The organism is Weissella kandleri (genome assembly GCF_045504165.1).
Lineage (GTDB): Bacteria > Bacillota > Bacilli > Lactobacillales > Lactobacillaceae > Weissella > Weissella kandleri_A.
In genome coordinates this window covers 37920-53257 of sequence record NZ_JBJJNY010000001.1, presented here as the reverse complement: position 1 = coordinate 53257, position 15338 = coordinate 37920, and the positions used below count along the sequence as shown (strand labels likewise).

16 protein-coding genes are annotated in these 15338 nt (G+C 41.9%); all 16 read right to left on the bottom strand.

Features of this window, described 5'->3' with window-relative positions:
* Positions 1 to 3: 3 nt before the first annotated feature.
* Complete coding sequence (locus ACJQWY_RS00255) at positions 4 to 981, bottom strand: ABC transporter ATP-binding protein (RefSeq protein WP_407075751.1); 978 nt, start codon at positions 979 to 981, stop codon at positions 4 to 6.
* A gap of 219 nt (positions 982 to 1200) precedes the next feature.
* Positions 1201 to 2904 carry an NFACT RNA binding domain-containing protein gene (locus ACJQWY_RS00250; protein WP_407075750.1) on the bottom strand — a complete coding sequence of 568 codons (1704 nt, stop codon included), beginning with the start codon at positions 2902 to 2904 and terminating at the stop codon, positions 1201 to 1203.
* 37 nt (positions 2905 to 2941) lie between these two features.
* Entirely contained in the window at positions 2942 to 3880 is a 939-nt protein-coding gene (gene ribF, locus ACJQWY_RS00245) for a riboflavin biosynthesis protein RibF (protein WP_407075749.1), read from the bottom strand.
* Positions 3881 to 3894: 14 nt separating this feature from the next.
* Complete coding sequence (gene truB / locus ACJQWY_RS00240) at positions 3895 to 4806, bottom strand: tRNA pseudouridine(55) synthase TruB (RefSeq protein WP_407075748.1); 912 nt, start codon at positions 4804 to 4806, stop codon at positions 3895 to 3897.
* Between the two features lie 102 nt (positions 4807 to 4908).
* Entirely contained in the window at positions 4909 to 5421 is a 513-nt protein-coding gene (locus ACJQWY_RS00235) for a tRNA (cytidine(34)-2'-O)-methyltransferase (protein WP_407075747.1), read from the bottom strand.
* On the bottom strand, positions 5422 to 6219 hold the full coding sequence (recO, locus tag ACJQWY_RS00230; protein ID WP_407075746.1) for a DNA repair protein RecO: 798 nt from the start codon (positions 6217 to 6219) through the stop codon (positions 5422 to 5424). It abuts the gene before it with no gap.
* A 13-nt stretch (positions 6220 to 6232) separates the two neighbouring features.
* On the bottom strand, positions 6233 to 7138 hold the full coding sequence (gene era / locus ACJQWY_RS00225) for a GTPase Era (protein ID WP_407075745.1): 906 nt from the start codon (positions 7136 to 7138) through the stop codon (positions 6233 to 6235).
* A 77-nt stretch (positions 7139 to 7215) separates the two neighbouring features.
* Entirely contained in the window at positions 7216 to 7677 is a 462-nt protein-coding gene (locus tag ACJQWY_RS00220; RefSeq protein ID WP_407075744.1) for a diacylglycerol kinase family protein, read from the bottom strand.
* Positions 7655 to 8137 carry an rRNA maturation RNase YbeY gene (gene ybeY / locus ACJQWY_RS00215; protein WP_407075743.1) on the bottom strand — a complete coding sequence of 161 codons (483 nt, stop codon included), beginning with the start codon at positions 8135 to 8137 and terminating at the stop codon, positions 7655 to 7657. The genes ACJQWY_RS00220 and ybeY overlap by 23 nt, the downstream gene beginning before the upstream one ends.
* A complete protein-coding gene (locus ACJQWY_RS00210) occupies positions 8138 to 9115 on the bottom strand; it encodes a PhoH family protein (protein WP_407075742.1) in 978 nt (325 codons plus the stop codon).
* 128 nt (positions 9116 to 9243) lie between these two features.
* Positions 9244 to 9687, bottom strand: coding sequence for a GatB/YqeY domain-containing protein (locus ACJQWY_RS00205; protein WP_407075741.1), 444 nt, complete (start codon positions 9685 to 9687; stop codon positions 9244 to 9246).
* Between the two features lie 113 nt (positions 9688 to 9800).
* Complete coding sequence (gene rpsU, locus ACJQWY_RS00200) at positions 9801 to 9986, bottom strand: 30S ribosomal protein S21 (protein ID WP_057755400.1); 186 nt, start codon at positions 9984 to 9986, stop codon at positions 9801 to 9803.
* A gap of 123 nt (positions 9987 to 10109) precedes the next feature.
* Positions 10110 to 10988: a YitT family protein gene (locus ACJQWY_RS00195; protein WP_407075740.1), complete on the bottom strand. Its 879-nt coding sequence runs from the start codon at positions 10986 to 10988 to the stop codon at positions 10110 to 10112.
* Positions 10989 to 11005: 17 nt separating this feature from the next.
* Positions 11006 to 12805, bottom strand: coding sequence for an aspartate--tRNA ligase (aspS, locus tag ACJQWY_RS00190; protein WP_407075739.1), 1800 nt, complete (start codon positions 12803 to 12805; stop codon positions 11006 to 11008).
* Positions 12802 to 14124: a histidine--tRNA ligase gene (gene hisS, locus ACJQWY_RS00185; RefSeq protein ID WP_407075738.1), complete on the bottom strand. Its 1323-nt coding sequence runs from the start codon at positions 14122 to 14124 to the stop codon at positions 12802 to 12804. Before hisS ends, aspS begins: the two co-directional genes overlap by 4 nt.
* A gap of 302 nt (positions 14125 to 14426) precedes the next feature.
* The gene (locus ACJQWY_RS00180) at positions 14427 to 15329 is read right to left on the bottom strand and encodes an N-acetylmuramoyl-L-alanine amidase family protein (RefSeq protein WP_407075737.1); all 903 of its coding nucleotides are present in this window, start codon (positions 15327 to 15329) and stop codon (positions 14427 to 14429) included.
* Positions 15330 to 15338 lie beyond the last annotated feature (9 nt).

The following is a 15338-nucleotide window of genomic DNA, read 5'->3' as shown; positions in this document are numbered from 1 at the left end:
TAATTACCTACCGTATCCTCTCATAATTACCAAAACCATTAACCCTATAATTAAGAGCAGGCTCACCCACAAGCTGAAATTATTGAAGCCTTCAAAGCTCCGCAGCTTTGTGACTTCACGTACTTCATCCTTAGGAACATTTTGAATAGCATACTGATCTTGTAATTGTTCAATAGTAAATAATTGTTGTTGTTTCTTTTCAGCATTCACAAACGCCGTCCGCTCTTCCTCTGACATTTGATCTAGTTTAGCCGTAAAAGCTTGATATTCATCCGCCACTTTTTTAGTTGAACCGAAATCACGCATTTCACCATACTGAATCCACATGACTTTATTCGTAAATTCGCGAACTTGCTCTAAATCGTGCGATACAAAGAAAATTGTCTTACCTTGCGCAATAAATTCGCGAATTTTACCCAAAGCCTTTTTCGAAAAGTTTTGGTCTCCAACCGACAACGCTTCGTCCACAATTAAAATGTCAGGATCATTATGCGTCACAATTGAGAATCCTAACTTAGAACGCATTCCAGAAGAATAATCTTTGACTGGCTGATCAATAAATTCCCCTAATTCGGAAAATTCAATAATATCAGGCATTGCCGCATCAATCTCTTTATTGGTCATCCCCATCATCAACTGCTTTAAACGAATATTTTCGCGACCTGTCAAATCCCAGTTTAAGCCTTCATTAATCGCAACCACGCCAATCGAACCGTTAATCTCCAAAGTCCCAGAAGTTTGTGGAATGACCCCGCTCAAAATATTGAGCAACGTCGATTTTCCCGAACCATTGGTTCCTACAATTCCAACCACATCACCTGGTTCAATATCAAAAGTAATCCCCCGGAGAGCCCAAAAATCAGCAGCGTCCGTATTACCTTTAAAAATCGATTTTAGTTTTTCTGCTTGCGTCGAAAATAATTGAAAATTTTTCGTAATTCCTTTCGCACGCACTGTATATTGCTCTTCTTGTTCGGACATTTTATCTTCCTTACTATTTTTAGTTAATTCAAACTTATTTAGAAATATCGTATAAAACCTGAACTGATTTTTCAAGCTTTGATGTATGTTAAAAAATACTATTATATCTATTGTAATCAGTCAAGACCGGTTGTAACACCATATTTCTAAGTCTTATGCAGTTTTTAATATCTAACTAAGCGCAGCAAAATTTTAAAATGACCGCATTTATACTTTCAGCTATTTGGCTGGCGCTTGTCGTAAGCGTTGGACTACCGCCGCACTAGGAGTCACCGTCAGCGTCTGTTGCCCTTCAAAAATGACAAATCCTGGTTTAGATCCATTGGGCTTTCGTAACCGTTTCACCGGTAAATAATCAACTGGCACATTTGATGAATCCCGCGCCTTTGAGAAATACGCTGCTAATTGAGCACCTTCCAACAAAGTTGCATCACTTGGTTCACTGGTATGCAAAACCACGTGTGAGCCAGGAATGTCTTTTGTATGTAACCAGATATCATTACGGTTTGCCGTATGCATCGATAAGCGTTCATTTTGCAGGTTATTTTTCCCCACCTCAATTAACGTTCCATCACTAGCATAAAACTTTTCCGGTGCGCTCACCTTCGGCTTTTGCTTCTTCTTAATCTGCAAGCGCAAATAACCCTCTTGAATCAATTCTTGCTTAATTTCTTCAATGTCGCGAGGAGCCGCCAAGGCGACTTGTTCTTGCAAATTTTCAAAATAAGTAATTTCTGTTTGCGCTAAATCCATCTGTTCATTGATATATTTCACAGATGCTTTCAACTTGTTATAGCGGGTGAAATATTTTTGCGCATTACGTGATGGACTTAACTGATTTGATAGCGCAATGGTCAGCGAACGATTATCATCATAATAATTGGGCAAGTCAATTGAGGTCATCCCTCGCTCCACTTCATGCATATAAGTCGTCAAAAGCTCGCCTTTGATTTTAAATTCATCCGCATGGTCAACCTGCGCTAACTCCTGCTCAAACTTTTTAACCTTATTCCGATTCTTTTTCAATTCATTTTTAATTACGCGTAATACAACACTAGCTTGTTGATTGACACGATCCCGCTCTGATTTATCCGCAAAATATTGATCCAACATTTCTGACAAAGTATCAAAATGCGTCTTTTCACCCGGTAAAGTCAGCCAATCAAAAGGGGCAAATGCCATTTTTTGTTCCGTCGTCACTAACTGAGGCTGGGGCTGATCAAAATTTGCTAACCACGCTTTGGCATACGCCATAGAATCACCTGACTGCAACACCACCGTTGCAAATTCGCGAGTCGAATCACGCGCTAATCCTTGAAAATGTTGTTGTAAAGCTGGTGCAAGTGCCTCAACATCCGGATGCTCCAAAATTAAAGGCGCTAACCCTTGTAATGAAGTAAACGGGTTAATTAATCCCGCTTGTTTTGGTGGCTGAACATACTGGCCCCCTGGAATCAGCGAACGAACCCGGTTTTGATCAGGTGATACGTGCTTAATCAAATCAATAATACGTTGTTTAGCTTCATCAACTAAAAACAAATTCGAATGCCGCCCCATCATTTCTAAATAAAGAGAAGTTTTCTCTTCATCCCCTAATTCATTGCGCCCCGTGGTCGCAAATTTAATAATCCGATCATTTTCAATTTGTTCGACACTCAACAACTGAGCACCTTCGAGATGTTTTCGTAACATCATGACAAAATTCGGTGCCGTTTGCGGATTAGTGTATTTAATTTTAGAAATTTGGGCCCGCGCAAAGTTCGGATGGGCACTTAACAAAACTGGATAGTTTTGGTGATGATTACGAACCACCATAAAAATCTCATTAGGATAAGGCTGGTGTAGTTTTGTAATCCGTCCGCCCGCCAAAATTTGATTTAATTCACGAACCATTGTATGGGTAAATAAACCATCAAATGACATAAAAAACCTTCTTTCCTTTCTATTCTATAAACAGTCATTACAACTGAGCTAAATAAGCTTGGCTGACTTTTTGGTCTTCTAAGAGTTGCTGCGTCAAAGCATCCATTCCCGCAAACTTGGCTTCTAAACGCAGGAATTGATGCCACCGAATCTGAACATGTTCACCATAAACTTCACCATGAAAACCAAACAGATTAATTTCTAGCGTCTTAGCCCGATTCGCCTCAAAGGTTACGTTATAGCCGATTTGGGCCATGCCACCATACCACTGATTGTTTAATAACACCTCCACGACATACACACCATCGCCTGGTAATAGTTCATTTTCTGGTGTCACAATATTCAAGGTTGGGAAGCCCATTTGCCGCCCGCGTGCGTCACCGTGCACCACAACACCATCTGTTGTGTAAATACGTCCTAACAAGTGATTAACGGCTGTCACCTCACGTTGACCAAGATGCTTTCTAATATTAGTCGATGAAGCTTCTTCATCGACCAACATTTTGCGTGGAACTTCTACCACTTCAAATCGATGTTCAGCTAGTAATGGCAAAGTCTGCATATTGGCCGTCTCGCGTGGTCCAAACGTATGATCAAAGCCCGCCACAACCGTCTGCGCGTGGAGTCCTACCATATATTGTTCCACAAATTCCTGCGGGGATAAGGCCGCTAATTGGGAAGTGAAATCGACCACAAACACCCGATTAACGCCGAACTCTTCAAATAAGTTCAATTTTTGCTTTAACGGAATAAGATATTTAAATGGTTGCGGTTGCTTTTTAAATACCAACGAAGGGTGTTGATTATAAGTCAAAACCGCCAAAGGCAGATCTTGCTCCTCAGCCACAGCCCGCGCCGTCGTTAAAACCGCCTGATGACCTAAATGGACACCATCAAAAAAACCCATCGCCAAAACTACCGGCTGCTCATCTAAGTCTGATGCTATATATGGGTGATGTATTTTAAAAACTTGCATTTACATGCTCCCTTTTAATGTATTTTAAAGGTCCGATAGGGACGATACTGATTTTTCTCTGCATTCCAAGCGACCACCGACTTAACTTCGCCCGCATAAACGTAGACTAATTGCGCTGCTGTCTTTGGTACATCACTCGCTGATAATCCTTTCCCATCTTTGACCTCCCCCCATTGGGCCGCACTCAAAGTAAAATGTGGTAAATCTTTTAATGCATAGTCAATTGGTTCAAGCCAGTCACCTAAATCATCAGCCAATTGCATCCGCTCGGCGAATTCCTCAAGCGTATGCGTATCTGCTAACGTAAAGCCACCAGATTGCTCACGCGTTAATTGGCTCATGACAGCCGGGTAGCCTAATGCTCGTCCTAAATCTACCGCCAGCGTGCGAATATATGTTCCCTTTGAAACGACTGCTCGAAATTGAAAAGTCTGTGTTTGCTGCAGGGCATCATATTCTGGCATACCAACAATTTCAAATTGATAAATTTCAGCTTGTCGCTTAGGACGTTCGACCGTTTCACCGGCTCGGGCATATTGATATAAACGCCGGCCATTCACCTTCACAGCCGAATACATTGGTGGCACTTGCGTAATCGTCCCCGTCAATTTGGTCATCTCCGCTTGAATTTGAGCAGAGGCTACAGGCCGCAAAACAGGTTTTGTTTCCACAACTGCTCCGTCTAAATCTTCCGTTTCCGTCGCAAAACCGAGCGTGACCGAACCAGTATAAGTCTTACCCGCCGCTTGCAAAAATTCAATGGTTTTCGTCCCCCGACCCAAAGCGACTGGTAAAACACCGTCCACATTTGGATCCAAAGTCCCAGCATGACCAATTTTTTTCATCCGCAAAATTTTGCGTAACTTAAAGACCACGTCATGCGAAGTCATTCCTTTGGGCTTATATACCCCAATAATTCCATCCATACCAAACTCCTAAATTGAAAAAGAGACCTCAGACAGGCCCACCTTGCATGTTCCTCGACCGACGCCTCCACTCTTTAATTCTTACATTATTATCTGGCTGACTTACTTTAGTTTATCATGTTCATATGTATGAACCATTTCTAAACCAGGAAAACCTTGTTGCCGTAATACTTCATAAATCACAATTGCGGCCGTATTTGATAAGTTCAAAGCGCGAATATTTTGATCATTTTGAGGAATACGCAAAGCCAGTTCGCGATGGAGCTGCATAAACTCTTCTGGCAAACCAGTCGTCTCTTTACCAAACATAAAATAATAATCATGATTTTGTTGTTGATAATTAGCTTGCGTATAACTCCGATCCGCAAATTTTGAAATTAAAAACAGCTCATCCGTGTCCGCTAAAGTTTGCATAAAAGCTTCTAAGTTGGGATGAATCGTGATATCAACTGTATCCCAATAATCTAAACCGGCGCGCTTTAAATGCTTATCATCAAGTTGGAACCCTAATGGCTCAATAAGGTGTAATTTGGTATTCGTTCCCGTCGCCGTACGCGCAATATTACCAGTATTGGCTGGCATCAAGGGTTCAAATAAAACAATATGATTGGTCATCTATGGTGTCTCCTCTGATGACGGACGCTCACTTAACCGCGCCTGCCATAAATTTAATTTTTGAATAAAAGATTTACTCTTTAAATGCACTCCAACTTGATCATCATAAATATGATTCATCAAGCGAGCCATTTCCGCGGTCGTGTCAGGCTTTAAGCGAAGTGTCCCAATTTGCTTTAAAGGTACCGTCGCCAAACGACCCAAAATTAACATTGCACGCGGATTAATGTGCCACCGTTCTAAGTCTTGGTCAAAATGATTTTGACAAATGGCCCCATGATAATGGTCTGAAAAATCAAGTGGCAGATCCCGCCGACCACAAATCACACAATGATCAAAAACCATCTGAACCCCAAAGGCTGGCAGCAATGCTAGTTCAAAATAGTTAGCGATGCCTTGACGACTAGCTCCTTGCTTTAATTTTTCCAGTCCTAAAGTAGCCAAATCGTACCATGCAGATAAAGGCTGATTATCAACAAACGCCGAATCAATCAGACCTAAAATATACACTCCGTACGCATTCAACTCAATATCTGCCATAAATTCTGGTTGAGCTTGTTGGGCTTTGATATCCGTAATAAAACTCAGTCCATGCTGATTCAAAGTGCCTTCATAGGTAGCCTGTGTCAAAGGTTGAAGTTCCGCACTAAAACGGTTACGCCTACTCTTACCGTTTTTAACAAAAAACATCTTCTTACCAGCTTCACGCGTCAAAATTTTTACTAATAAGTCGCGTTCTTTGTGTTCGCGCTGGTACATCACAATCCCTTGAAAAGTGGTTAATTGTTGATCCGCCATGCTTGCCTCCTACTTAAACGTCGGCATCCTCTTTATAACCATAACTTTGTAAGGCTTGTGGCTTATCACGCCAGCGTTCTTCCACTTTCACCCAAGTTTCTAAGAAAACCTTGTCGCCCAACAGACGTTCGATGTCGCGCCGCGCCCGGATTCCAATTTCTTTAATCATTGAACCTTGTTTCCCAATCACAATGTTCTTTTGTGAGGGACGTTCTACAACAATTGTCGCTTGAACATGCAGATGCTTTTCATCTTGCCGTTCAATCTTATCAATCACCACCGCCACAGAGTGTGGAACTTCTTGCCGCGTCAACTGCAAAACCTTTTCCCGAATTAATTCGGCCATGATAAAGCGCTCGGGGTGATCAGTAATTTGATCAGCTGGATAATATTGAGGACCAGCTTCCATTTTTGGCATCGCAAAATCTAAGAGTTCTTGCACTCCATCATCTTGCCGCGCCGAAATTGGGAAAATTTCCGCAAAATCCATTTGAGTTTGATAGTCAGCAATAATGGCTAATAAATCTTCAGGCTTTACCAAGTCAATTTTATTAATAATCAAATAAACGGGCGTCTTACTTTCCTTCAGACGTTCAATAATAAAATTATCACCGCGGCCACGTTCTTGTGAGGCATCAACAAGCATCCATACCATGTCAGACTCACGGATTGCTGACATCGCAGTTTTAACCATGTAATCTCCTAAGGAATTCTGTGGCTTATGGATGCCGGGCGTATCCAAAAAGACAATTTGTCCTTCGTCTGTCGTGTAGATTCCTTGTATCTTATTTCGCGTGGTCTGCGCCTTGGGTGACATAATCGCGATTTTTTCACCAATCATTTGATTTAATAAGGTCGATTTCCCCACATTGGGCCGTCCTACTAAGGCAATAAATCCCGACTTAAATTCTTCACTCATTCGTTGTTTTCCTCATTTTACTTTCTCATTTCGATCATCAAGCCTGCCGTTAAGCCCTCTTTTAAATCTAACATCTACTATTTTAAAAATTGATACTGCAACATCTGACTAATGCGGGGCACTAAATAAGGCCAAAACACAATTGTCCCAACCGCAATTGCATAAACTGCCGCAAACACCACCGCTCCTGCGGCCACATCTTTTGCTACTTTGGCCAGGGGATGATATAGCTGCCCCACAACCAAATCGACCATCGTCTCAATCATCGTATTCACAAACTCAGCCATGATTACCGCAAAAATGGCCATGGCAATCCACAACCAATCTTGGCGATTAATCTTTAACATAAAGCCAATATAAATCACCACAGCCGAAGCAAAAAAATGAAACCGCATATTCCGCTCGCGTTTTAATAACTGGCCAATTCCTTCTACCGCATGCCCAAATGATTGTAAAAAACCAGTATTTTTTTCAATTTGAAGCTTTTCTCCCGGCTGCTGCTCCAGTTTAACCTGCTTATCGAGTGAGCCCAAAGTCATCTAAAATCTCCCGTTGTAATTTGAACATTACGCGTTCATCCTCAGGACTGCGCATATGGTCATAATTATTCAAATGCAAAAAACCATGCACCACTAAGAAGCCGAGTTCTCTTTCAAAGGAATGCTCCAAAAATTCTGACTGCTCTTGTACTTTGTCAACAGAAACAAAAATATCGCCAATATTTTTAGGCAATTCTGCTGTCATTTCATCATCCATAATAATTGGCAAATCATCGTCATCATCCTCTAATGCAAATGAAATGACATCCGTCGACCGATCTAAATCCCGATATTCACGGTTAATCCGTTGAATTTCATCATTATTCACAAAAGTCACTGACATTTCAGTGTTATCCGGTAATTTTAAATAACTCCCCGCAAATTCTAAAACATCCTGCACTAATTTAAGATGCTCTTCGGTTACTCCGTCCAATGTTTGATCATAAATTGCCAAATCCATTTATTGATCCTTCCTTTCCGCTTCCACTCGTTCGTCGTAATGCTCATAAGCTTGGACAATTGCTCCTACCACCGGATGCCGAACCACATCATTAGTAGCAAAATGAATAAATTCAATTCTTTTTACTCCGGACAAAACCTTTTCAATCTGAATTAAGCCCGATTGTTGATTTTTAGCTAAATCAATTTGTGAAATATCACCATTCACTATCATCTTTGAACCAAAACCAAACCGGGTTAAAAACATTTTCATCTGTTGTGGCGTTGTATTTTGTGCTTCATCTAAGATGATAAAGGCGCTATCTAACGTGCGCCCACGCATATAAGCTAATGGCGCAATTTCAATCGTTTCCCGCTCCAACAAACGCTCTGTATGTTCTTTACCCAACACCGCATATAAGGCATCATAAATTGGCCGTAAATAAGGATCAACTTTTTCTTTTAAATCACCTGGTAAAAAGCCTAAACTTTCGCCGGCTTCAATGGCTGGCCGAGTAATAATGATGCGTTCAACATCTCCCCGCTTTAACGCAGCCACCGCCATGACGACCGCCAAAAATGTTTTCCCGGTTCCGGCTGGTCCAATCCCAAACGTTATATCATTATTGCGGATTGCTTGAACATATTGACGCTGACCAAAGCTTTTCACCCGTATTGCCCGACCTTTTTGGTCCCTTAAGAGCGTCTCAGTATAAAGGTCATTAAAATATTCTAACGTTCCTCGCTGAGCCATAGTAACCGCACTCATAAAGTCAGCTGGAGCCAATTTAATTCCTTTTTTAATTAAGTGGGTTAACTGCTCTATGACAGCCCAGGTTGCGGAAGCATTTTCATCCTCACCTACAATTTGTAATTGATTGCCCACAGTCGTTAAAGATACCTTTAACCCTTCAGCTAACAAATGTAAATTACTATCTTGCGGTCCAATAATACCTAACTGCTGTTCTGTATTTTCAAATTGATATAATTTTTTTACCAAAACATTTCCTCTTTTTAAAGTCTATCTTTTGATATTATACCGCAAGGGGGCGAAAAAAATAAGTTACGCTGCACAATTAAAAAAAGATATTCTCCAAAATCTGAGAATATCTTTTCTGACATTACACATTAATCTAGGTGTTTTTGAACTAAGTCCTTAACTAACTTACCATCAGCCTTACCCTTAACCTTAGGCATCAAAGCGCCCATCACCTTACCCATATCCTTTTTTGAAGTAGCACCCACTTCAGTAATTGTTTCTTGAACTAGTGCTGCAACTTCTGATTCGTCTAGTTGGGCTGGCATATACCGCTTTACAATTTCAATTTGTTGGGCGATTTCTTCAGCCAATTCTTCGCGTCCACCAGCTACATATGATTCTTGCTCTTCCACACGTTGCTTTAACTCGCGCGACAAAACAGCTAATTCTTCATCAGCCGTCAGATCGTGCCCAGCTTTAATTTGTTCATTTGAAACCGCGGCCTTTAACATCCGCACAACCGATAAGGTCGCCTTGTCTTTAGCCTTCATGGCCGTTTTCATATCATTTGTAAGTGTCTCTAATAAGCTCATTTTTAATCCTCCTTAATCCCAATTAGTCCCTTTTAGCAGGTCCTAATTGACGACAAAACACCACACTTTAAAAGAAAACCGAACTATTTTTCAATAGTCCGGTCATGAACCAATTAATGGCTCTTCTTGTTCTTGCGCTTCCGTGCAGCTTCGGCCTTAAGCTTACGCTGTACTGATGGCTTGATATAGAATTCGCGTTTACGATATTCTTGCAAAGTTCCATCCTTTGATACACCACGCTTGAAACGACGGAGAGCATCATCAAGAGACTCATTCTTACGAACAACAGTCTTAGTCATGATAAATTCCCTCCTTTCTCGTGTTTAATTAGCTAAATAGCTGACACTATGTTCAAGATTTAATTTTAGCAAAGCCTTTTACTTAAAGCAAGACCTTTACCATGTTTTTTACAAACCAGTTACTTACAGCCGTGGCTCATAGAAACGGCCAAAGGTCCGTTCAATTTTCCACATTGATGACCAAGCCCCTGGATCAGCTAATTGAATGGCTTGATAAGCATCCATTTCTTCATACAAAGAAATCACGGTAAACAAAATTTCTTTAGGCCGGTGATTATAAGCCCCCTCGGCATGATGCACAATGGTGATTCCACGCCGTAATTGATTTTGTAATGCATTGGCCACCTCTTGTGGACGCTCGGTAATAATCATAACTTGCATCTTTTGTTGCCGTGTATACAATGCATCAATCATTCGCGCGTTAATGACCAAGCCAATCGCCGTATAAAGGGCATATTTAGGACCAAACAAAATTCCTGCTCCTAACAAGATGAAGAAATTAAAAATTAAATTGGCACTCCCCATATTAATGCCATATTTACGCCGGACCACAATTCCGATAATATCTAGACCACCCGTTGATAACCCATTACGTAAAGCAAAGCCAGTTCCAAATCCATTGATAATCCCCCCAAAAATGGCGTCAATCAAAGGGTCATGGGTCCACGGTTGAGCTGGCCCCGTAACAAAACGCATGGCAAATGAAGCCAAGAAGATTGCCACCGCCGTAAAGAAAGTAAAACGTCCACCAATCTCTTTATGGGCAAAAACTAAAAGTGGCAAATTAAAGCCGACAAAGAGAATATAAACGGGAATTTTAAGCCCAAAACGTTGGGTAATTGTACTCATTAATTGTGCTAATCCGGTGAAACCCGAAGAATAAATATGACCAGGGGTCCAAAAGAAATTCAAAGCAATCGCCGCACAAACCGCATAAACCACCGCAGCCGTTAAGCGACTGGTATATTCATGATTCCGCATATAGCTTTCAACTGATTGCATAACTTGGATATTCCTCCTTATTCTTCAGCCATATTCGGCGTATCAATATCCGCATATGTTGGCGCTTGCAAACCAAGGTCATCCAATTGACTTTTAGCCACTGGCAATGGGGCTTCTGTCATTGGCTCGGTTCCCTTCGAATTCTTAGGGAAAGCAATGACTTCGCGGATATTATCCGTACCAGCTAAAAGCATCGCCAAACGATCCAAACCTAAAGCAATTCCACCCATTGGCGGGAAGCCGTACTCCATTCCCTCTAACAAGAAACCAAAGGCCTCCTGCGCTGCTTCTGGTGTAAAGCCGAGGGCACGCAACATCTTCTGTTGAATATCCATACGATGAATACGAATTGACCCTGAACCCAATTCATAACCATTCAAGACTAAGTCATATGACTGGGCATGTGCTTGATGAGCACCTTCTACGGTATCAAGTAATGGTAAATCTTCTTCGTTTGGCATGGTAAATGGGTGGTGAGCCGAAATCCAACGCTCTTCTTCTGGTTGATATTCAAACAAAGGCCAATCCACAATCCAAGCAAACGCCCACTGACTTTCATCAATCAAGTCTTGCTCGTCCGCAAACATCCGTCTCATGGCATCCAAAGTGGCTGCTACCACCGGCTTTTGATCCGCAGCAAAGATAATCAAATCCCCGGCTTGCGCACCAGTTGCTTCCAACAAAGCGGCACTATCGTCAGCAAAGAATTTCGCAATTGGGCCATTAATACCTTCATCAGTTACCTTTAACCAAGGCAAACCTTTAGCCCCAAAACGCTCCACGTACTGCACCTTTTGATCCAAAGCTTTACGTGAATAAGCTTTCGCTGCTCCTGGCACCACAATCGCTTTAACCTGACCACCATCAGCCACGGCTTTGGCAAAAACGCTAAAGGTTGAATTTTGCATCAGCCCAGACAAATCAATCAATTCCATCCCAAAACGTAAATCAGGCTTATCCGTCCCAAACCGATCCATCGCTTCTTGCCAGGTTAACGTAGGAATTTGTGCTGGGTCCAAATCATATTCAACCGCCTTAGCCATAATCGTAACCATCCACTGATTAACCAAATCCATAATTTCAGCTTGGCTCATAAATGAGGTTTCCACATCAAGTTGGGTGAATTCTGGCTGCCGATCCCCTCGCAAGTCTTCATCACGAAAGGCGCGCGCCACTTGATAATACCGATCAAAGCCAGCCCCCATTAATAACTGCTTAAATAATTGTGGTGATTGCGGTAAAGCGTAAAATGAGCCGGGGTTGATTCGTGAAGGTACCAAATAATCACGGGCACCCTCAGGCGTTGACTTAGCTAGATAGGGCGTTTCAATATCAATAAACCCATTCGCATCCAAAAAGGCATGTGTGGCCGCCGTAATCTTTGACCGCAAGATTAGGTTCTTTTGCATTTGTGGCCGGCGCAAATCTAAGTAGCGGTACTTTAAACGCAATTCATCAGAGGCTTCCACATTATCATCAATCGCAAAAGGAGTTGTCTTAGCCTCTGCCAAAACTTCTAAGTGTTGCACTTGGACTTCAATCTTTCCTGAATGCATATTTTCATTAACCGCACCCTCGCGTTTTGCCACCAACCCCGTTACTTCAATTACATATTCGGTCCGAACCTGTTCGGCTGCATGCAAAGCCTCAGAATTAAATTCATCCGCAAACGTCAGCTGAACCAGACCTTTACGATCACGTAAATCAATAAAGATTAAGGCTCCCAAATCACGCCGCTTTTGCACCCAGCCTTGTAAAGTTACCGTTTGATCAAGATAACTTTCATCAATTAATCCTGCATAATTTGTTCGTTTCATCCTTCATCTACTCCTTCTTCTTGACTGGGTTGCGTTTCTAAATAAGCTGGTAAATTAGTATAAAGTTCTGCCAACTTAACTGTAATTTCCTCATGGGTAGCTAGATTTTTCAAATTAGCGCTCTGTTCCGCCAATTCACGCTCACCAATCACAATCGTGTACCGTGCATTTTGGCGATCAGCTGTCTTAAATTGCGCTTTCAATTTCCGATCTAAATAATCACGATCAGCTGAATAACCAAAAGAACGCACGGCTTGAACCATTTGTAAGGCAACCAAGTCCGTCCCGAATCCCTGATTAATCACGTAAACATCCAGCGGTGGGTTACTTGGCAAAGCAGCATGTTCCGCCTCAAGCAATAACATCAAGCGCTCTAATCCAATACCAAAGCCAATTCCAGGCATCTCTGGTCCGCCTAATTCTTCAACTAAACCGTTATAGCGCCCACCACCGGCGATGGTCGTCCAACCGTGACCTAAAGCCGGTGATTGAGTCATAATTTCAAAGATCGTGTGATTATAGTAGTCCAACCCACGTACCACATTTGCATCGACTTCATAATTAATACCCAGCGCTTCCAAAGCAGCTTGTAAGGCATCCCAGCGGACCTGTGCATCATCTGACAGATAATCCAAAATGGATGGAGCTCCAGCTACAATCGCTTGGTCCGCGGGATCTTTAGAATCTAAAACGCGCAATGGATTCTTTTCCAAACGCACTTGTGAATCCGCTGATAAATCATCAAAATGTGGCTTCAAATAATCAATCAAAGCCGTTCGATAAGCATCTCGCGATGCTTGGTCACCCAAGGTATTCACAACTACTTTTAAATTCGTCAAACCTAACGTCTGGAAGAAGTCAACTGCCATTGCAATCACTTCAGCATCTAATGTTGGCGCCGTTGATCCAAAAGCCTCCACTCCAATTTGGTGGAATTGACGCATCCGTCCCGCCTGAGGCCGTTCATACCGAAACATTGGTCCAATATAAAAAGCTTTATAGGGCTTAGCAAATTCGGGTCCAAAGCGCTTATTTTCGACAAAAGACCGTACCACGCCCGCCGTTCCTTCAGGACGCAAAGCTAAATGCCGATCACCTTTATCTTTGAAATCATACATTTCCTTGGTCACAACATCGGAAGTATCACCTGATGTCCGTGAAAACACCTCAAAGCTTTCAAAAATAGGCGTACGAATTTCGTGATATTGATAATCACTAAATAATAGTCGCGCTGTTTCTTCAACATAGTGCCATTGGGCTGAATTTTCAGGCATTAAGTCCGCCGTCCCCTTAGGCTTTTGATAAATATTCTTTCCCATTTTTCCTCTTCCCTATTCATCTTTTATTTCATGATCTGCAACGTTAATGCCTAATTTAATAAAAAGCGCCCCTAACGAATATATTCGTCAAGGGCGCTTCATCGCGCGGTACCACCTTGGTTTAGACTCTGGTTATAACGGTACCACCGCGTTTTAGAACGCCGATCTCAAAAGTGTCCCACTAAAGCTGCCAAGCCGGGCTCGCACCATCCCCCGTTCGCTATCTTTTTAGCCTTAGCTCATCTTTTTCATTGATCATAATAATCTCTTTTATTATGCCGTAACTATCCTACAATTTCAAGTTATTGCACCTGTCGCGAGCGATAATTCAAATACTGCTCCAATCCGGTCGGAATTAGCTGTGCAATTTGATTTTGATAACTTGCTTTTTGAATATACTTGAAATCTTTCGTTGAATTAATATACCCGTTTTCTAACAAAGCGGCGGGTACCTGATTATATTTCAAAACCATATAATCAGCTTGCTTAACCCCCAAATTTTGCATGGGCATCTGCGGTGCCATCGCAGAATTGAGATATTGCGCCAATTCCTTTGATGTATTATCCTCTTGCCCATAATAAGCCGTGAAGCCACTTCCTGTATCTTGCTTTTCGGTTGAATCAAAATGGAATGAAATAAACGCATTAGCCCGTTTTTCTTCACCGACTTTTGGAATCTTCAATAAGCCCACAACCTCATCTGTACTACGTGACATCACCACGCGTGTCCCGTATTGTTGCTGCAACTCATTTTTAACGCGATTTGTTAAGGCTAATGTATAATTTTTCTCATAATGTTTCTCATCCGAGCTCGTCGCACCGTTGTCCGACCCACCATGTCCAGGATCTAATTCAATAGTAGCCTCTGATAACAAGTTCATATGCTTAACTGGTTGTTTACGTTCTAGTAACCACCCAGCGACCCAGCCGGTTGTTTCATCTTCACGCTGAATTTTATACCAACCATTTTCTCGATCTAAGATATTCAAATGTTCCCCCGACTTTAACATTCCTTCTGCCGGTCGCAAAACATCTGGTCCCTGGCGAACCGTAATATTAGGAATATGCACCGTAATCTGTTGGCGGGCCATTAAAACTACTGTAAAAGAAATCGCAACTGCTAACATCCCCACCGTAATTGACAAGGGGATCCAAAAGCGCACTAAAAATTGTCGCAAGATTTCCCATCCGCGTCTAAAAATCACAAGCTTACT